This is a genomic window from Pseudomonas saponiphila (assembly GCF_900105185.1).
In the GTDB taxonomy this organism is placed as follows: Bacteria; Pseudomonadota; Gammaproteobacteria; order Pseudomonadales; family Pseudomonadaceae; genus Aquipseudomonas; species Aquipseudomonas saponiphila.
In genome coordinates, this window is the sequence record NZ_FNTJ01000001.1 from 343882 (window position 1) to 363267 (window position 19386).

The 19386-nt window shown below is 62.8% G+C and carries 16 protein-coding genes; 8 read left to right on the forward strand and 8 right to left on the reverse strand.

Annotated features, from left to right (window positions below; all coding sequences use genetic code 11):
• The first annotated feature begins 26 nt into the window (after window positions 1-26).
• The 5 genes from BLV47_RS01625 (at window position 27) to BLV47_RS01645 (ending at window position 7793) form a co-directional block, all read left to right on the forward strand.
• Window positions 27-323, forward strand: coding sequence for a pyrroloquinoline quinone biosynthesis protein PqqE (locus tag BLV47_RS01625; protein WP_092309202.1), 297 nt, complete (start codon window positions 27-29; stop codon window positions 321-323).
• A gap of 299 nt (window positions 324-622) precedes the next feature.
• The gene (locus BLV47_RS01630; protein ID WP_092309205.1) at window positions 623-2428 is read left to right on the forward strand and encodes a phenylacyl-CoA dehydrogenase; all 1806 of its coding nucleotides are present in this window, start codon (window positions 623-625) and stop codon (window positions 2426-2428) included.
• A gap of 220 nt (window positions 2429-2648) precedes the next feature.
• The gene (locus BLV47_RS01635) at window positions 2649-3941 is read left to right on the forward strand and encodes a GGDEF domain-containing protein (RefSeq protein WP_060841401.1); all 1293 of its coding nucleotides are present in this window, start codon (window positions 2649-2651) and stop codon (window positions 3939-3941) included.
• 91 nt (window positions 3942-4032) lie between these two features.
• The gene (locus BLV47_RS01640) at window positions 4033-5829 is read left to right on the forward strand and encodes an acyl-CoA dehydrogenase C-terminal domain-containing protein (protein ID WP_092309207.1); all 1797 of its coding nucleotides are present in this window, start codon (window positions 4033-4035) and stop codon (window positions 5827-5829) included.
• A 185-nt stretch (window positions 5830-6014) separates the two neighbouring features.
• Complete coding sequence (locus tag BLV47_RS01645) at window positions 6015-7793, forward strand: acyl-CoA dehydrogenase C-terminal domain-containing protein (RefSeq protein WP_092309210.1); 1779 nt, start codon at window positions 6015-6017, stop codon at window positions 7791-7793.
• Window positions 7794-8030: 237 nt separating this feature from the next.
• Here BLV47_RS01645 and BLV47_RS01650 read toward each other — a convergent pair whose 3' ends face one another.
• Window positions 8031-8960: a LysR family transcriptional regulator gene (locus BLV47_RS01650; RefSeq protein WP_092309213.1), complete on the reverse strand. Its 930-nt coding sequence runs from the start codon at window positions 8958-8960 to the stop codon at window positions 8031-8033.
• A 102-nt stretch (window positions 8961-9062) separates the two neighbouring features.
• On the opposite strand from BLV47_RS01650, the gene BLV47_RS01655 reads away from it, so the two are divergent.
• The 3 genes from BLV47_RS01655 to BLV47_RS01665 all read left to right on the forward strand — a co-directional run bounded on the left by BLV47_RS01655 (window position 9063) and on the right by BLV47_RS01665 (window position 11564).
• Window positions 9063-9761 (forward strand): MOSC domain-containing protein, encoded by a 699-nt coding sequence (locus BLV47_RS01655; protein ID WP_092309215.1) that lies wholly within the window; start codon window positions 9063-9065, stop codon window positions 9759-9761.
• On the forward strand, window positions 9758-11041 hold the full coding sequence (locus BLV47_RS01660) for an aspartate aminotransferase family protein (protein ID WP_092309218.1): 1284 nt from the start codon (window positions 9758-9760) through the stop codon (window positions 11039-11041). Before BLV47_RS01655 ends, BLV47_RS01660 begins: the two co-directional genes overlap by 4 nt.
• A 364-nt stretch (window positions 11042-11405) precedes the next feature.
• Complete coding sequence (locus tag BLV47_RS01665; RefSeq protein WP_011063854.1) at window positions 11406-11564, forward strand: YqaE/Pmp3 family membrane protein; 159 nt, start codon at window positions 11406-11408, stop codon at window positions 11562-11564.
• A gap of 41 nt (window positions 11565-11605) precedes the next feature.
• On the opposite strand, the gene BLV47_RS01670 is transcribed toward BLV47_RS01665, so the two are convergent.
• From BLV47_RS01670 to pqqF, 7 genes are all read right to left on the reverse strand, one after another.
• Entirely contained in the window at window positions 11606-13438 is a 1833-nt protein-coding gene (locus BLV47_RS01670) for a S9 family peptidase (protein WP_092309221.1), read from the reverse strand.
• Window positions 13404-14570, reverse strand: coding sequence for a pyrroloquinoline quinone biosynthesis protein PqqE (gene pqqE / locus BLV47_RS01675; protein WP_092309224.1), 1167 nt, complete (start codon window positions 14568-14570; stop codon window positions 13404-13406). The genes BLV47_RS01670 and pqqE overlap by 35 nt, the downstream gene beginning before the upstream one ends.
• Entirely contained in the window at window positions 14542-14817 is a 276-nt protein-coding gene (gene pqqD, locus BLV47_RS01680; protein WP_092309227.1) for a pyrroloquinoline quinone biosynthesis peptide chaperone PqqD, read from the reverse strand. Before pqqD ends, pqqE begins: the two co-directional genes overlap by 29 nt.
• A complete protein-coding gene (gene pqqC / locus BLV47_RS01685) occupies window positions 14814-15566 on the reverse strand; it encodes a pyrroloquinoline-quinone synthase PqqC (protein ID WP_092309230.1) in 753 nt (250 codons plus the stop codon). The genes pqqD and pqqC overlap by 4 nt, the downstream gene beginning before the upstream one ends.
• Before the next feature lie 74 nt (window positions 15567-15640).
• The gene (gene pqqB, locus BLV47_RS01690) at window positions 15641-16552 is read right to left on the reverse strand and encodes a pyrroloquinoline quinone biosynthesis protein PqqB (protein WP_092309233.1); all 912 of its coding nucleotides are present in this window, start codon (window positions 16550-16552) and stop codon (window positions 15641-15643) included.
• 103 nt (window positions 16553-16655) lie between these two features.
• A complete protein-coding gene (gene pqqA / locus BLV47_RS01695) occupies window positions 16656-16730 on the reverse strand; it encodes a pyrroloquinoline quinone precursor peptide PqqA (protein WP_003194766.1) in 75 nt (24 codons plus the stop codon).
• Between the two features lie 156 nt (window positions 16731-16886).
• The gene (pqqF, locus tag BLV47_RS01700) at window positions 16887-19346 is read right to left on the reverse strand and encodes a pyrroloquinoline quinone biosynthesis protein PqqF (RefSeq protein WP_092309236.1); all 2460 of its coding nucleotides are present in this window, start codon (window positions 19344-19346) and stop codon (window positions 16887-16889) included.
• Between the last annotated feature and the right edge of the window lie 40 nt (window positions 19347-19386).

A 19386-nucleotide genomic window follows, 5' to 3' on the forward strand; every position in this document is an offset into this window, starting at 1 on the left:
ACTCATTTTCAAGGTCGAGTCCTTTCATGGAAATCTCCGGGAACAGCGGTTTCTACGCTGGCCTGAATGCCATTCAGGCCGGTCAGAATCGTGTCGATCAAGGTTCCAGCCAGATCGCCAGCAGCGCCGTCGAGCGCTCTTCCGACAGCCGGGCGTCTACCGATCAGGTCAATCGCCTGAACGGCGTGGATCGCAGCCAGGAGTCGGACCTGGCCAGCAGCATGGTCGATATGTCCATGGGCAAGATCCAGGTGGAGCTGGGAGTCAAGGTTGCCAAGGCCTCTGATGAGGCACTCGGTACCCTGATCGATACCTACGCTTGATCACTTCTTACAAAAGCCCGTTTCCCTGAGGGGAGGCGGGTTTTTGCTCATGCCTTTCCTTCCTGTAGTTCCGCTTCTTCATTTCCTTGTGTAACTGATCGCCGGTGAACCGGCTCCTACACTTCATGGCAGAGCCGTGGGTATTGGCCTGCGCGTGCATTTTGTTTCGATGACGAAAGGCATCGGAGCGGCGCTTGACAAGATTTGGGCCTAAACGTATGTTTCAAACACCTGTTTGACCGCTATAAAAAATCAACGCGGTTGTTCATTCCCGGTTACATCAGCAGAGGTTTATCGCTATGCCTGACTACAAGGCCCCCTTGCGTGATATTCGCTTCGTTCGTGACGAACTGCTCGGCTATGAGGCGCACTATCAGAGCCTCCCGGCTTGCCAGGACGCCACTCCGGACATGGTTGACGCCATTCTTGAGGAAGGTGCCAAGTTTTGTGAGCAGGTGCTGGCTCCGCTGAACCGTGTGGGCGACCTGGAAGGTTGCACCTGGAGTGAATCCGGCGTTAAGACCCCGACCGGCTTCAAGGAAGCCTACAAGCAGTTCGTCGAAGGCGGCTGGCCAAGCCTGGCTCACGACGTCGCGCACGGTGGCCAGGGTCTGCCTGAGTCCCTGGGCCTGGCGGTGAGCGAAATGGTCGGCGAAGCCAACTGGTCGTGGGGCATGTACCCAGGCCTATCCCATGGCGCGATGAACACCATTTCCGAGCACGGTACCCCTGAGCAGCAAGAGGCTTATCTGACCAAGCTGGTGTCGGGCGAATGGACCGGCACCATGTGCCTGACCGAGCCGCACTGCGGCACCGACCTGGGCATGCTGCGCACCAAGGCCGAGCCTCAGGCTGATGGTTCCTACAAGGTTACCGGCACCAAGATCTTCATCTCCGCCGGCGAACACGACATGGCCGACAACATCGTCCATATCGTTCTGGCTCGCCTGCCGGACGCACCGGCCGGCACCAAAGGCATTTCGCTGTTCATCGTGCCCAAGTTCCTGCCTAACGCCGATGGCAGTGTCGGCCAGCGCAACGCGGTCAGCTGCGGCTCCCTGGAACACAAGATGGGCATCCACGGCAACGCCACCTGCGTGATGAACTTCGACGCGGCCACCGGCTTCCTCATCGGCCCGGCGAACAAAGGCCTGAACTGCATGTTCACCTTCATGAACACCGCGCGTCTGGGCACCGCTCTGCAGGGCCTGGCCCACGCCGAGATCGGCTTCCAGGGTGGCCTGAAATACGCTCGCGACCGCCTGCAAATGCGCTCCCTGACCGGCCCGAAAGCGCCGGACAAGGCCGCTGACCCGATCATCGTGCACCCTGACGTGCGTCGCATGCTGCTGACCATGAAGGCCTTCGCCGAAGGCAACCGGGCGATGGTCTACTTCACCGCCAAGCAGGTGGACATCGTCAAGTACGGCGTGGATGAAGAAGAGAAGAAGAAAGCCGATGCGCTGCTGGCTTTCATGACTCCGATCGCCAAGGCGTTCATGACCGAAGTCGGTTTTGAAGCCGCCAACCACGGTGTGCAGATCTACGGTGGCCACGGCTTCATCGCCGAGTGGGGCATGGAGCAGAACGTTCGCGACAGCCGTATCTCGATGCTGTACGAAGGCACCACCGGTATCCAGGCTCTGGACCTGCTGGGCCGTAAAGTGCTGATGACTCAGGGCGAGGCGCTCAAGGGCTTCACCAAGATCGTCCACAAGTTCTGCCAGAACAACGAAGGCAACGAGGCCGTGAAGGAGTTCGTTGCACCGCTGGCCGCACTGAACAAGGAGTGGGGCGAGCTGACCATGAAAGTGGGCATGGCCGCGATGAAGGACCGTGAAGAAGTCGGTGCCGCCTCGGTGGACTACCTGATGTACTCCGGTTACGCCTGCCTGGCCTACTTCTGGGCCGACATGGCGCGTCTGGCAGCTGAAAAACTGGCAGCCGGTACGACCGAAGAGGCGTTCTACACCGCCAAGCTGCAGACGGCGCGCTTCTACTTCCAGCGCATCCTGCCGCGTACCCGCACTCACGTTGCCAGCATGCTGTCGGGTGCCAACAACCTGATGGACATGAAGGAAGAGGACTTCGGCCTGGCTTACTGAGCCTGACTGGACGCCTTTGCCAAGCCGCTCGACCTTCGGGACGAGCGGCTTTTTTGTGCCCGCAGAATCTTCATGAAAATTCCCGACTAAAACGCTAAGCAGAAGCGATTTCCTGCCGTTAAAGAGATGGCAATGTGATGTCTGTCACAGCAAGTGTGCTCAACTTCAGTAAACGAAGGCACAATGCCATCTATTGATCAGCCGGGTCGGAGTTTTACCCTTGCCGCGTTCTTCCGCTGTACGTTTCAGTCACTTTCTACCGTCTTTACTGCTTTTGCTTGCGGGGCTGGCGGCCGCCTACGTCAAGGACCTCAACGTCTTCTTCACTTCGCTGTTCAACGTGCTGCCGACCTTGGTGCTGTTGCTCGGCGGAGCCTATTGCGCGGTGTATCGTCGCCAGCGCGAACTGTTCCTGATGGTCACGGTGTACATCGCCTATTTCCTCCTGGATACCCAGACCGACTTCTATCGGGATAACGGCCGGGTCCGCGAAGATGCGGCGGTGGTGTTCCATCTGTGCTGTTTGCTGCTGCCTTTGTTGTTTGGCTTGTTCGCCGCCTGGCAGGAGCGCACCCATCTGTTTCAGGACATGGTGGCGCGCTTTGCCGTGCTGCTGGCATTTGGCAGTGTGGCCCTGGGCCTGGAGCAGAGTTACCCGCAGGCCTTGCTGAACTGGCTGGCGGAGATTCGCTGGCCGGCCTTGCACGGCAGCTGGATGAGCCTGATCCAGTTGTCGTATCCGGTGTTCTTCGCCGCCTTCCTGTTGTTGGCGATCCAGTATTGGCGCAGCCCGCGACCACTGCACGCCGCGCAGTTGGTGGGCCTGCTGGGGCTGTTCTGGATGCTGCCCAAGACCTTCATCCTGCCGTTCACCCTGAACATCATGTGCAGCCAGGTGATGCTGATGATCGCCGCGGCGGTGGCTCATGAGGCCTATCAGATGGCCTTTCGCGACGAGCTCACCGGCCTGCCGGGGCGCCGGGCCCTCAATGAGCGGATGCAGCGCCTGGGGCGCAACTATGTGCTGGCCATGACCGACGTCGACCATTTCAAGAAATTCAACGACACCCACGGCCACGACGTCGGCGACCAGGTGCTGCGTCTGGTGGCCAGCAAGCTGTCCAAAGTCACCGGCGGCGGGCGGGCCTATCGCTATGGCGGGGAAGAGTTCGCCGTGGTGTTCGCCGGCAAGACCCTGGATGAATGCATGCCGCACCTGGAGATGATTCGCGAGATCATCGCCACCTACAACATTCAGCTGCGCAACCAGGACAGCCGTCCCCAGGATGATCAACAGGGGCGCCAGCGCCGTGGCGCGGCGGGAGCATCCAGTGTTTCGGTGACCATCAGTATCGGTGTCGCCGAGCGGCTGATGGAGCATCGGACCCCCGAGGAAGTGCTCAAGGCTGCCGACCAGGCGCTCTATAGCGCCAAGGGCGCTGGCCGTAACTGCGTCATGGCATTCGGTCAGAACCGCCGTGGTGCGGTGCGCATGGATACCGCTGCGGGTTGATTGATGACGGTGCATTCAGCGACTGCAGCGTCATTGGCAGGCTGAGGGCGACGGCAGTAGGTTGGGGTGATCTGCTGCCGGAGAAACCACCATGCCCGAGTATCAAGCTCCCCTGCGCGACATGCGCTTTCTGATCGATCACGTCTTTGACTTTCATGCCGGCTATGCCGCACTGGGTGCCAGCGATGCCAGCCCGGACATGGTCAACGCGATTCTTGAGGAAGGGGCGAAGTTCTGCGAGAACGTCCTGGCCCCGCTCAATCGCTCGGGTGACGAGGAAGGCTGCCATTTTGACAATGGCGCAGTGACCACCCCCAAGGGTTTCAAGCAGGCCTTCGCGCAATACGTCGAAGGCGGCTGGCATGGCCTGGCCGCCGATCCGGCCTACGGCGGCCAGGGACTGCCCCAGTCCCTGGGACTGGTGATCGGCGAGATGGTGGGTTCCAGCAACACTTCCTGGGGCATGTACCCGGGGCTGACCCATGGCGCCATGTCGGCGATTCATGCCCATGGCAGCGATGAACAGAAGCAGTTGTACCTGCGCAAGCTCACCGCCGGGCAGTGGACCGGCACCATGTGCCTGACCGAAGCCCACTGCGGCACGGACCTGGGGCTGATCAAGACCCGCGCCATACCCCGGGCCGACGGTAGCTATGCGGTGTCGGGGAGCAAGATTTTCATCTCTGCCGGCGAGCACGACATGAGTGACAACATCATTCATCTGGTACTGGCCAAACTGCCGGACGCACCGGCCGGGACCAAGGGCATTTCCCTGTTCATCGTGCCCAAGTTCCTGCTGGATGCGGCAGGTGAGGCCGGCGAGCGCAATGCGCTGAGTTGCGGCTCCATCGAGCACAAGATGGGGATCAAGGCCTCGGCCACTTGCGTCTTGAACTTTGACGGTGCCAGGGGCTTTCTGCTCGGCGAGGCCAACAAAGGCCTGAACTGCATGTTCACCATGATGAACCACGCGCGCCTGGGCACCGGGATGCAGGGCTTGTGCCTGGGGGAAGCCAGTTTCCAGGGCGCGGTCCGCTACGCCAACGATCGTTTGCAGATGCGCTCCCTGAGCGGGCCCAAGTCCCCGGACAAGGCGGCGGATCCGATCATTGTCCATCCGGATGTGCGGCGCATGCTGTTGACCATGAAAGCCTTCAACGAGGGCAACCGTGCCCTGGCCTATTTCACCGCCCAGTTGCTGGACGTGGCCCACCTGAGCAGCGATGCGGCCCAGCGTCAGGATGCCGAGAACCTCCTGGCCTTCCTGACCCCGATCTGCAAGGCCTTCATGACCGAGACCGGCCTTGAGGTGACTAACCACGGCATGCAGGTGTTTGGCGGTCATGGCTACATTCGTGAGTGGGGCATGGAGCAACTGGTGCGCGATTGTCGTATCGCCCTGATCTATGAAGGCACCAACGGCATCCAGGCCCTGGATTTGCTGGGCCGCAAGGTGCTGGGCAGCCAGGGCAAGCTGTTGCTGGGGTTCACCAAGATCGTGCACAGGTTCTGTGGGGCCCATGCCGAGCATCCTCAGCTCAAGGCCCATGTCGCGCAACTTGATGGCTTGAACCGTCAGTGGGGCGAGTTGACCACCAGGCTCGGCATGGCCGCGCTGAAGAACCCGGACGAAGTGGGGGCGGCGGCCCAGGATTACCTGATGTACAGCGGTTACATCGTCCTGGCCTATCTCTGGCTGCGCATGGCCCTGGCGGCTCGGCAACAGCTCGATGCCGGCCAGGGGGACAGCGATTTTGCCCGTGCCAAGCTGGCGACCTGTGAGTTCTACTTCAAGCGCTTGTTGCCGCGTACTGCTGCGCACCTGGGGGCGATCGAAGCCGGCAGTGATTGCCTGATGCAGCTCCCGGCACGTTGCTTCGCTCTGTAAATAGACGTGATGCCCGAATGAAGCCCGCTTCGTGCGGGCTTTGTCTTGCGTATTCATGGCTGTGACCAAAAATAACAATAAAGTCACTAGTTGACCCTATGTGTCGCAAAAGTTGTTCGGGTACACTCGGCTTTTCGTCAATGGGCCCGTTGCGGTCCGCTTGTTTAGATCCTGCGAGGTTTGCCATGGCTGACTACAAAGCGCCCCTGCGCGATATGCGCTTCGTCCTCAATGAAGTTTTCGAGGTCGCCAAACTCTGGGCCCAGTTACCGGCACTGGCTGAGACTGTGGACGCCGAGACAGTCGAGGCGATTCTGGAGGAAGCGGGTAAGGTCACCGCCCGCAGTATCGCTCCGCTGAGCCGTGCTGCCGACGAGGAAGGCTGTCACTGGAATGACACCGCGGTCACCACTCCCCAGGGTTTCCCCCAGGCTTATCAGACCTACGCCGAAGGCGGTTGGGTGGGCGTGGGCGGTGATCCCGAGTTTGGCGGCATGGGCATGCCCAAGGCGGTTTCTGCCCAGGTCGAGGAAATGGTCAACTCCGCGAGCCTGGCCTTTGGCCTGTATCCGATGCTGACGGCGGGCGCCTGCCTGTCGATCAACGCCCACGCCAGCGAAGAGCTGAAAGCCACTTATTTGCCGAACATGTACGCCGGTGTCTGGGCCGGTTCCATGTGCCTGACCGAGCCCCATGCCGGTACCGATCTGGGCATCATCCGCACCAAGGCCGAACCCCGGGCCGACGGTGCCTACGCTATCAGCGGTACCAAGATCTTCATTACCGGCGGTGAGCACGACCTGACGGAAAACATTATCCATCTGGTGCTGGCCAAGCTGCCGGACGCCCCGGCCGGCCCCAAGGGGATCTCCCTGTTCCTGGTGCCCAAGTTCCTGGTCAACGCCGATGGCAGCCTGGGCGAGCGCAACCCGGTGAGCTGTGGTTCGATCGAGCACAAGATGGGCATCCAGGCCTCGGCTACTTGCGTGATGAACTTCGATCAGGCCATCGGTTACCTGGTAGGCGAGCCGAACAAGGGCCTGGCGGCGATGTTCACCATGATGAACTACGAGCGCCTGGGCGTTGGTATCCAGGGGCTGGCCACCGGTGAGCGCTCCTATCAGAACGCTGTTGAGTATGCTCGTGACCGTCTGCAGAGTCGTGCGCCGACCGGGCCGCAAGCCAAGGACAAGGTCGCCGACCCGATCATCGTGCATCCGGACGTGCGGCGCATGCTGCTGACCATGAAGGCCGCCAACGAAGGCGGTCGGGCATTTTCCACCTATGTGGCGATGCAACTGGATACCGCCAAGTTCAGTGAGGACGCCCAGACCCGCCAGCGCGCGGAAAGCCTGGTGGCCTTGCTGACCCCCGTGGCCAAGGCATTCCTGACCGACCTGGGCCTGGAAACCACGGTGCATGGCCAGCAGATCTTTGGCGGGCACGGCTACATTCGCGAATGGGGCCAGGAACAGCTGGTGCGCGACGTGCGGATCACCCAGATCTACGAAGGCACCAACGGTATCCAGGCCCTGGACCTGGTGGGGCGCAAGATCGTGGGCAGCGGCGGGGCTTTCTACCGTCTGTTTGCCGATGAGATCCGCCATTTCACCGCGACGGCCGATGGGCAACTGGCAGAGTTCACCCGGCCGTTGAATGCGGCCCTGGACAATCTGGATGAACTGACCGCCTGGCTGCTGGATCGAGCGATCAGCAACCCGAATGAAATCGGTGCGGCTTCGGTGGAATACCTGCAGGTGTTTGGCTACACCGCTTATGCCTACATGTGGGCGTTGATGGCCAAGGCGGCTTTGGGCAAGGAGCAGGAAGAGGAGTTCTATGCCAGCAAACTGGGGACCGCGCGGTTCTACTTTGCACGTCTGCTGCCGCGTATTCACTCACTGACCGCCTCGGTGAAAGCGGGTAGCGAATCGCTGTTCCTGTTGCCGGCTGAGCAGTTTTAACTGGAAAGGGGTTTTGTAAGTAATCTCTTACATAACGTGCTGCTGATCGTCCATATCGGTAGATGACGGCTGAGGCTAATCTACTTCACATGGACGTCGCGCAGGAAGCGCAAAGCAACAACACGGACACGTAGGATTCCGCCAGGATGGTGGAGTGAAAAGGATGTCAGGGAAACAGTCTGCAAAACCCCGCTTCGGCGGGGTTTTCTTTTGCCCGGCTTTTTTATTCTGGCGAGTTCAGCCCAGGATGTCCGGCACTACCGTTGTGCCCAGGCGTCCGTCGTGGGTGTGCGTCGAGTCTTCCAGCAAGGTTCGCAGCAATTCCAGGGTCCCTTGCTGACGCTGCAGATCGCGACAGACCAACCCGACTTTCAATGGCACCCTGGGTTCGCTCAAGGGCTTCCACAGCAATTCGCTGTTGCTGTGCTGGTGTTGCGAACGCCCCGGCAGCACGGTGGCCAGTTGGGTGTGAGGCAGGCTGTCGAGGATGCCGGCCATATTGTTCAGTTCCGCCTGCACCTGCGGGCGCCGTCCCAGATTGGCCAGTTGTGCCTGCCAGATCTGGCGCACTTGAAACTCCTCTCCCAGTAGCAACATCGGCAGTTCCGCTGCCTGGCTCATGGATACCTTCTTGAACTCGCGCAGCGGGTGTTGCGCGGGGATGACCAGTGTCAGCTCGTCTTCATAGAGCGGAACGCCATGCAGGCCGGGCTGGCGTGGTGGCAGGTAGCTGATGCCGATATCCAGCGAGCCATTGAGCAAGCGCCGTTCGATCTCCAGGCCCGTCAGCTCGTAGATCTGCACCACCAGATGGGGTTGGGCCTTGCGTACCCGTTCGAGCATCTGCGGTACCAGGCTGGTGTGCACCGTTTGCAGTACGCCGATGGCCAGGGTGCGCAAGGCCTGGCCCTTGAAGTTGCGCAAGGCTTCGCGGGCCTGTTGCAGGCCATCGAGCAGGGGCAGGGCATGATTGTAGAGAGTGTGGGCGGCCAGGGTCGGCAAGAGCCGCTTGCTGCTGCGTTCAAACAGGCTGACGTCGAGGTTCTGCTCCAATTGGCGGATCTGCTGGGACAGTGCCGGTTGCGAGATCGACAGGCGCTCTGCGGCACGGCCCACGTGGCCTTCTTCATACACCGCGACGAAATAACGCAGTTGCTTGAAATCCATAAGTGTTTCTTATCGAAAAAGCTTAAAAATCGAAATGGCCCGGAGCCCGCAAGGCGCCTAGTCTAGCGCCTATTCACAAGGCTTACAGGGCCAAGAAGCGCGATGAATACCGTTTACGTCGATGGTGTTTACATAGGCAAGGCAAAAAATATCGGCCAGGGTCTGGTCATAGATACCGACAAGCACCCGGTTGCAAACCGTCTCTGGTTGTGGCCACAAGGCCTGGGCAGCGATGAACAGGGTGATCCGCGCTTTCATACCGGTCCTGAACGGGCCCTGCATCACTATCCTGCCGAGCACTACGCCCACTGGCGCAAACGTTATCCACAGTTCGATTGGGCGGCTCCGGCCTTTGGCGAAAATCTCTCGACCCGCGGCCTGACCGAAGAGCAGGTGTGCCTGGGGGACATGTTCCGCTGGGGCGGTGCGTTGTTGCAGGTCAGTCAGCCCCGTTCACCCTGCTACCGCCTGAGCCAGCGCTGGGGGCTGGTCAATCTGCCTCGGCAGGCCCAGGACAATGGCCGCTGTGGCTGGTTCTACCGGGTGCTCAAACCCGGCTTCGTCCAGGCGGACGAACCCTTCGAACTGATTCAGCGCAGCTATCCCGGCCTGACCGTGGCCTGGGCCCTGCGCTGTTTTTTTCAGGAGCCCCTGGAGCCTGCCGGTCTGAAAACCCTGATTGACTGCCCCGCGCTGTCCTCGCGCTGGCGCGATATCGCCATCAAGCGCCTGCGCACCGGTCGTGTCGAGGACTGGTCCTCGCGCTTGTTGGGGCTGCCCCTGGAGGGGTTGCGGGCATGAATCTGTTCAATCTGCGCCGTACCCCGCCCAGTCTGGAGGATCTGGCCGTCGAGCCATGTCTGGCTGCTGCGGACGATGGCTGTGCCAGTGAGTGCCTGATGCCCAGTGTGCCGCGCCCCCAGACAGTGTTCGTGCGTGGCCAGGGTTCCTGGCTATGGGACAGCAATGACCGCACTTATCTCGACTTCACCCAGGCCGGAGCCGCCAACAGCCTGGGCCATAGCCCCTCGGTCGTGGTCAACGCCCTGGCCGCTCAGGCCCAGTCGCTGATCAACCCCGGCTCGGGTTTCTACAACCGCGGCATGCTCAAGCTTGCCGATCGTCTGTGCCGCAGCACCGGCAGCGACCAGGCCTATCTGTTGAGCAGTGGCAGCGAAGCCTGCGAGGCCGCGATCAAGCTGGCACGCAAGTGGGGACAACTGCACCGGGGCGGCGCGGCCGGCATCATCACCGCCAGTCGCAGTTGCCATGGTCGTGGATTTGCCGCGCTGTCGGCGGCGGGGCTTGATGCCTCGGGCAATCGCTTCGAGCCGCAACTGCCGGGCTTCAGCCAGGTACCGTTCAATGACCTGCCCGCTTTGCATGCTGCAGTGGATGCGCAAACCGTGGCCATCATGCTGGAGCCGATCCAGGGCGAGGCCGGGGTCATTCCAGCGACTGAACACTACCTCAAGGGCGTGGAACGTCTGTGTCGTGAACTGGGCATCCTGTTGATTCTCGATGAGGTGCAGACCGGCATCGGCCGTTGCGGCACGTTGCTGGCCGAACAGTTGTATGGCGTGCGCGCCGACATCATCGCCTTGGGCAAGGGCCTGGGCGGCGGCGTGCCGCTGGCGGCGCTGCTGGCGCGGGGCAAGGCCTGCTGTTTCGAACCGGGGGAACTGGACGGCACGCATCACGGCAATGCGCTGATGACCTCGGCCGGCCTGGCGGTGCTGGACAGTCTGCAGGAGCACGGGTTTCTGCAGCAGGTGCGCACCCATGGCCAGTACCTGGGGCAGGGGCTGACTCGTCTGGCGAGCCGTTATGCACAGGGCGAGGTGCGTGGCCATGGACTGCTCTGGGGCATGAGCCTGGCCGACGCCTCGGCTGAGGCGGTGGTCAAGGCGGCGTTGCTCGAAGGGTTGTTGCTCAGTGCCACGCAACCGGACTGCCTGCGCTTCACTCCGGCCCTGAGTGTCAGCAAGGGCAATATCGATGAAATGCTGCTGCGCCTGGCCCGGGCGTTCTCCCGGGTGCGCACTGCGCAACTGCAATGCCGCAAGGGGGTGGTGGTCTGATATCCAGACCGATCCTGCGCGCTTCACCGAGGTTTGCTGCCGAGTACTTGCGACCTCACGTTGGCTGAATTCCTGAACCGTCTCGCGGTATAACGCATCGCCCCGTGTCCGATTTTTCGCACGGGGCGTTTTTTTGTCTCCGTGCTTTTCAGCACCCGGTGTTGCTCCTGAAGCAACGGTCGATTGCTGATTCGTTGCGCCTATCGAGCCGGGCCGTCGCTGTCATCGGCGCAATGCCATTGGGCCGGTCCACTGGAGCAAGACCGCCATCCGGCTGGCAGGTGATTATTCTGAACCCTGGCCCGTGGCCGGAGTCGATTGCAGGCAAGGCTCAACCGAGCCGATTTCCAACAGGAGCTGCCCTATGGACTTGATCCGCATCATCTTCGCCATTCTCTTGCCGCCCCTGGGGGTTTTTCTGCAAGTGGGCTTTGGCGGCGCTTTCTGGCTGAACATCCTGCTGACCCTGTGTGGCTACATCCCCGGTATCGTCCACGCGGTCTACATCATCGCCAAACGCTGAGGAGCCGACCCGCCCGTTCCGATAGAGCGGGCGGGGCTTGCTCAAGGCTGCGCCTGCAGCACCTTCTGATAGAACCGCCACTCCTGCTCCAGGGCATGGGCCTGATTGTCCGCCTTGCGAAAGCCGTGGCGCTCATCCGGGTAGTAATGCGCCTCGGCGGCAATGCCCTGGTCCTTGAGTGCCTTGAGCATGTCGCGGGTTTGTTGCGGCACCACCACGGCGTCCAGCTCGCCCTGGAAAAACACCACCGGGACACGGATATCGCCGGCGTGCAGCAGCGGTGTGCGGGCCAGATATCGCTGCCGGTCCTGCTGCGGGTCGCCGATCAGCCAGTCCAGATAGTCGCCCTCGAACTTGTGCGTGGAACGGGTAAGGGCAATGGGATCGCTGACGCCGTACAAGCTGGCGCCGGCACAGAACACCTTGGCGAAAGCCAGGGCGCAGAGGGTGGTGTAGCCCCCCGCGCTGCCGCCACGGATAAACGCCTGCTGTGGATCGATCAGCCCTTGCTGGTCCAGGTAGGCCACCACCGCGCAGGCGTCTTCCACATCCACTTCACCCCAGCGCAGATGCAGGGCCTGGCGATAGGCCCGGCCATAGCCGCTGCTGCCCCGGTAGTTCAGGTCGGCCACGGCGAAGCCGCGTTGGGTCCAGAACTGGATGCGCGGATCGAGTATCGGGTAACAGGCGGAGGTCGGGCCTCCGTGGATGAACACCACCAGCGGCGGTCGGTTGGCCCCGTTCATGGCCGGGTAGAAAAAACCGTGGGCCTTGCCGTCACCGCTGGGGTAGCACAGGGTTTGCGGACGACTGATATGTTCCGCCGGCAGCGGCGCCGCGCCGCCGGCCAATACCTGTACCTGCCGGGTTTCACGCTCGATGGTGATCACCGCCGAGGGGCTGACGGGGGAGGCGGCGATGCAATACAGGTAACGCTGATCCTGCGCCAGGCCGCGAAAGCGACTGTAGTCGCCGGTGAAGTCCTGTTGCGTACCGTCGGCGTGGTGCACGCCGAGCCGACCGAAGCCGTTCTCGGTCCAGCTGCCGAACCAGGCGTCACCGCCCAGGGGCATCCAGGTGCTGCAGCCCAGTTGCCAGGGTGCAGGAGCGTGATCGGCCGCGGCACAGGGCAGCGGCCGCAAGCCGCTGCCGGACTCGGCCCAGGGTTGCCAGAAACCCTGGCGATCGGTCAGGCAGTAGAGTTGCTGGTCCTGGTCGAAGCGTGGCTGCTGCAGGGACTCCGGCTCACCGTCTCCGGCCACGCAGCGCGGCTCACCCCAGGTGCCGTCGCCGCGGCGTTCGGCGAGCATCAGGCGAGTGCAGGTCCAGGGCTGATGGGGGCGATCCCATTCGATCCAGGCCAGGCGCTGGCCGTTGGCGCTCAAGGTCGGAGCGGCATAGAAGTCAGCCCCGGCGGCGAGCAACTGCCGACGCCCGTCATGGCGGTCGATGGCCACCAGCCGATGCTCGCTGGCGCACTCTTCCACAGCCAGGACCTGATCGGCGTGAGCCTGCAGATCGCCGTAGCGGCAGTCGCCCCGGGTCAGGGCTTCTGGCGCGCCGCCCGCCAGGGGCTGGCGATAAAGCTGCTGGTCCGCGTCGTTGACGAACACCAGGTGTTCGCCGCTGATGCAGAAGGCGCCGCCGCCATATTCGTAGACCCGGCTGCGGGCGCTGAAACCCTCCGGGGTCAGGCAACGGGCCTGGCCTTGCTGCCAATGCCAGATCCGGCAACTGGCGTCTACGGGACGGTATTCATTCCAGAACAGGCCGTGAGGCGTCAGTTGCAGTTCGGCAAAATCGGTTCCGGCGGCGGTGGCCTGGTTGGCGCTGAAGGGCTCAACCCTTGGCGATGAGGCGCGAGTTTCGTTCATTGCGAAAGGCCAGTTGCTCAATGGTTTGGGTGGCGGTTTCGGATTCTTCGCGGGCCTTGAGAATCATCCCGTGGTGTTCCGATTTGCTGCACACCGGGTCGGCATTGCTGGCGTCCCCCGTGAGCATGAAGGCCTGGCAGCGGCAGCCACCGAAGTCCTTTTCCTTCTCGTCGCAGGAGTGGCACGGCTCGGGCATCCAGTCGTAGCCGCGGTAGCGGTTGAAACCGAAGGAGTCGTACCAGATGTGCTGCATGCTGTGGTCGCGCACGTTGGGGAACTGCACCGGCATCTGCCGCGCGCCGTGGCAGGGCAGGGCGGTGCCGTCCGGGGTCACGGTGAGGAAGAGGCTGCCCCAGCCGTTCATGCAGGCCTTGGGGCGCTCTTCGTAGTAGTCCGGGGTGACGAAGATCAGTTTGCAGGGATGGCCCTGGGCTTCCAGCTTGGCGCGGTACTCGTTGGTGATGCGTTCGGCGCGCAGCAGTTGCTCCTGGGTCGGCAGCAGGCCGACGCGGTTGAGCTGGGCCCAGCCGTAGAACTGGCAGGTGGCAAGCTCGACGAAGTCGGCTTCCAGGGCGATGCACAGCTCGATGATGCGGTCGATTCTGTCGATATTGTGCCGATGGGTGACGAAATTCAGCACCATCGGATAGCCATGGGCCTTGACCGCGCGGGCCATCTCCAGCTTCTGCGCGAAGGCTTTCTTCGAGCCGGCCAGCAGGTTGTTCACCTGCTCGTCGCTGGCTTGGAAGCTGATCTGGATATGGTCCAGGCCGGCTTTCTTGAAGTCGCTGATCTTCTGTTCGGTGAGGCCGATGCCGGAGGTGATCAGGTTGGTGTAGAAGCCCAGCTTGCGCGCCTCGCCGATCAGTTCGGCGAGGTCCTGGCGCACCAACGGCTCTCCGCCGGAAAAGCCCAGCTGCGCGGCGCCCATCTCCCGCGCTTCGCGAAACACCTTGATCCATTGTTCGGTGCTCAGCTCCTGGCCCTGCTCGGCGAAATCCAGGGGATTGGAGCAGTAGGGGCATTGCAGCGGGCAGCGGTAAGTCAGCTCGGCCAGCAACCAGAGTGGCAGGCCAACTGGCGGTTTGTCGGGCACGGCGACTTCAGCCGAGTTCGATCCAGTGCTGGGCACGGGCGACCTCCATGAACTGCTCGATATCGTCACCGAGCTCGGCCACCCCCGGGAACTGTACTTCCAGTTCGCTGATGATCGCCGCCACGTTCCGCTCGCCATCAATCAGCCCGCCAATCAGTGCCGCACTGTCGTTGAGCTTGATCATGCCTTCCGGGTACAGCAGCACGTGGCCCTTTTGCGCCGGTTCGTACTGGAAGCGGTAGCCGGGGCGCCAGCGTGGGGTCTTGCTGCGGTCGAAACTCATAGAGGGATCCCTTTATGCCAGACCCGCTGATCGGTAACGCTGTGATAAGGCGGGCGGTTCAGTTCATAGGCCATGCTCATGGCGTCGAGCATGCTCCAAAGGATGTCCAGTTTGAACTGGAGAATTTCCAGCATGCGTTCCTGTGCCGCCCGAGTGGTGTAGTGCTGCAGGGTGATGGCCAGGCCGTGTTCCACATCGCGCCGGGCCTGGCCCAGGCGGGTGCGGAAGTATTCGTAGCCGATCGGGTCGATCCACGGGTAATGCTGGGGCCAGCTGTCCAGGCGCGACTGGTGGATCTGCGGGGCGAACAGTTCGGTCAGCGAACTGCTGGCGGCTTCCTGCCAGCTGGCGCGGCGGGCGAAGTTGACGTAGGCGTCCACGGCGAAGCGCACGCCGGGCAGTACCAGTTCCTGGGAACGCAGTTGGTCCGGGTCCAGGCCCACGGCCTGGCCCAGGCGCAGCCAGGCCTCGATGCCGCCGTCTTCGCCGGGTGCGCCGTCGTGGTCCAGCAGGCGCTGGATCCATTCGCGGCGTACTTCGCGGTCCGGGCAGTTGGCGAGGATCGCCGCATCCTTCATGGGGATGTTCACCTGGTAGTAGAAGCGGTTGGCGACCCAGCCCTGGATCTGCTCGCGGCTTGCCCGGCCTTCATACATCGCCACGTGATAGGGGTGATGGATATGGTAATAGGCGCCCTTGGCGCGCAGTGCCTGCTCGAACTCGGCAGGGGACAGGGGGGTGTCGGTCATCTGTGTTCTCCGGGGGGCTGTCCTTTCGCGGGCAAGCCCGCTCCTACGCAAAGCGAGCTTGGAGGCGATATGGCCTACAGCTCAATACTCATTCCGTCGTAGGCCACTTCCACCTTTCGACGTACCAGTTCGGCACGTTCGGCGGAGTCTTCGTCGAGGATCGGGTTGGTGTTGTTGATGTGGATCAGCACCTTGCGCTGGCGGGGCAGTTGCTCCAGCACCTCAAGCATGCCGCCGGGACCGTTCTGCGCCAGGTGGCCCATTTCCTGGCCGGTGCGGGTGCCAACGCCACGGCGTTGCATTTCATCGTCTTCCCACAGGGTGCCGTCTACCAGCAGCACGTCGCTGGCGGCCATGATCTCCAGCAGTGGTGCGTCGACCTTGCCCAGGCCCGGAGCATAGAAGAGTTTGCCGCCGCTGCGCAGGTCTTCGACGATCAGGCCGATGTTGTCCCCCGGGTGCGGGTCGAAACGGTGCGGAGAATAGGGCGGCGCCGCGCTGCGCAGGGGCAGCGGCGTGAAGCGCAGGTTGGGGCAGGCGGGGATGCTGAAGCTCTGGTCCAGCTCGATGCGGTTCCAGTTCAGGCCGCCGTTCCAGTGGCTGAGCATCTTGAACAGCGGGAAGCCGGTGCTCAGGTCTTCGTGGACCATGTCGGTGCACCAGACCTGATGCGGGCAGCCTTCGCGCAGGCTGAGCAGGCCGGTGGTGTGGTCGATCTGGCTGTCCATCAGGATGATGGCGCCGATGCCGCTATCGCGCAGGGCCCGGCCCGGCTGCATGGGGGCGAAGCTTTGCAGTTGGGCGCGGATGTCCGGCGAGGCGTTGCACAGTACCCAGTTCACCCCGTCATCGGAAATCGCGATGGACGATTGGGTGCGGGCCTGAGCCCGCAGGCTGCCGTCGCGAAACCCTGCGCAGTTCACGCAGTTGCAGTTCCACTGCGGAAAACCACCGCCGGCGGCGGAACCTAGAATCTGGACAAACATGGACACTCCCGGGGTGACGACGTGAACAAGGTGGGCGACTGAAAATAAAAACGCCCCGGACGGGCCGAGGCGTTGCGCTGCGTGTTTTGGCCAGAAGCAGAAATCAGCGGCTGGCGAAGTACATGGTGACTTCGAAGCCGATACGCAGGTCGGTGTAAGCAGGTTTGGACCAAGTCATAAAAATGCTCCTTTGAGGTGGGGGTACGGGTATTGCCTATACATTTAGTCCACCTCCGGCTGGAGATGTTCAGATGCTTAGGCGGGCTATCTTACTAAATTCCCGCAAAAGGTTGCCTGCAAATCTGAAGAAGGCTCATTGCAGCGCCGGTAATGATCATTGTGCTTCTTGCCAGGGGGCTCCAGGGCAAGGCCCGTTGGCCAGTAGTGTCCAGCCGCCGGCCGCCTGCAGGACCCTGGCGGCCTGAATCACGGCGTCGGGCGTAAGCGCCAGGATGCTGGCGTGCAGTTGCGTCAGGTAATCCGACGGATGGCCGGCCAGTTTCGCCTGCCAGAGCCATTGCGCAGCCTGTTCCAGGGGGAGCAGCGAGGCTTGGAACTGCTGGGCCAGAGCCTGTCGCTGCTGGTTCCAGAATGCCTCGTCGAGCGTGCGCAGATATTCCGGCAATTGCTGGAGAAATTGCTCCACGTGTTGAAGGATTTCGCTGAGCGTTGCGCTGGGCGATTGCACGCCGAACAGTAGGCCGGTCTGGCCGTTGCGCTGGCGCACGGCGCTGAACACCGCATAGCCCAACTGCAACTCCACCCGCAGGCGTTGATAGAACGGTGTCTGGCACAGCTGGCCGAGCAGGCGCCAGGCCGCTTCATCGGCCAGGTTCGGGCCGGGCGTCGGGCAGAACAGCAACAGCGCCTGTTCCCCGGCATCCCCGGGCAGGCTCTGCCAGCGGCGGCTCGCCTCGGCTGCCGGCGGCTGGCAGAGCCCGACATCCGCTGTGCCCGGCATCCGTTGCAGCACCCGACCAAGGGCCTCTTGAATGCCTGCGGGCAAGCCCAGGGCCAGGCCATCCCAGTGGGCGTCGGCCCACAGTGCTTGCAAGTCCGACACTTGCGCGGAACGCGAGCCGACGGCTTGTGGCTGCTCGCTGAAGGCCCTGAGCAGTTGGCGGATTGGCATCAGCGGTGCTTCGTCCAGGGGGGCTGGGTTCTCCTGCCAGAACGAGTCGGCGGGCTGGGTCAGTTGTTTCAAGGCTTGTTGCAGCACCGCTGGCAGGGGTTGCTGCAGGCCGCTGAGTGTCAGCATCCAGTCTTCGCCAGCGCTGGCAAAGCTCAATTGCACACCGGCCTGGGCGGCGTCGCTGCGCAAGGGCGCGAGGCTGTGCAGCAGCCGCTCGTGCAAGCCGGCCGGAGCAGGCGAGGCCAGGCGCCAACGCAGAATCAGGGCCCCGTCATGACCGTCCGTGGGCAGGGCCTGGCTCAGGTGCAGTGCCGACGTTTCTCGGCGGCTTCGCGAGCGATCCTGGGCGAAGGTGCGCAGCCCGCGGTGTGCGCTGGTCTGGCCGCGAATCAGTCCCGCCCGCGGCGCCTCGGCAGGGCTACGCAGGAAAGGGTTGGCCGCTGGCAGGTGCCATTCGCTGCTGAAGTTATCCACAACCTGGGGCTGCAACTGCGCGAGCACCGCCTTGAGCGCCGCGATTCCTTGTTCATTCAGCTCATCGACGGTCTGTCGGCTGTCCCGCTGGGCCAGTGCCAGAGCACTGGCGACCTGCAACGGGCGTTGTCGCAGCAAGGCATATTCCTCCCGCAGCTCAGGCCAATCGCCCTGGGCCCTGAAGAATCCCAGCCAGTCTCCGACCAGCTCGCTGACCTGGGCCGCGGCTGTCGCGGCCCGGGTACTGAGGTTCACCTGCAGGTGCAGCAAGGCCTGCCCGGCAAATTCATACAGCGTCTGTGCCTTCAGGCTCTGGGCCAGCTGGCGCTGCTGGAGCCCGGCAAGCAGCCCTCCCGGCTTGGCCGACTGCAGCCAGGTACAGAGAAAGTCCAGGGCGGGTGCTGCGCCTTCGGGCAGTTGTTCGAAGGCGAACAGCAGGTCCAGGCGTTGTGCCTCTAGCTGTTGATAACTGCGGGTGCCGCAGGGCAACAGCGCGGGAGGTCGGCGCTGATCAAGATGCTGGCCTCGGGCCAGCGTCGCGCCGTAGCGTTCGGCCAGGGCGCGAAGTTCTTCCAGAGGCTGGGGGCCGACCAGGCTCAGGGTCATTTGCCCGGCCTGGTAATACTCCCGATGAAACTGCTGTAGCCCTTGCTGAAAGCCGCGGCTGGCCAGGTTCAGGCTGTAACGGTTGCCGGCATGGAAGGCCCGTAGCGGATGAGCGCCAGACAGACCGTCGAACAGCGCGAACTGACGCTGCGCCGCCTGATCCCGGGACCAGGCGATAAATTCCGCGTGCAGCACCTCCCGTTCCCGGCGCTGGTCGTCAAGGTCCAGGCGCGGGTGGGCGAGCATGTCGCACAGGCGTTCCAAGCCTGCGGCAAGGGCACTGGGCGGCAGTTCGAAGAAGAATTCAGTCGCGCGTTCACAGGTCTTGGCATTGAGCTGTCCGCCCTGGTTTCGCACATGGGCCATCAGCCCCTGTTCAACGGGAAAGCGCTCGGTGCCGAGAAACAGCAGGTGCTCCAGGAAGTGCGCCAGCCCCGGCCAGGCCGGTGGTGCATCGTGGCTGCCGGCGCAGACCCGCAGTGCGGCGGCGCAACGTTTCAGGTGTGGGGCATGACGCAGGGACACCCGCAGGCCGTTGGCCAGGGTTTGCAAGTGGGGCAGGGGGTGGTTCAGCGCGGGCATGAGCACTTCCAGGACAGAGAAGCGCCCATGCTAGCGGATA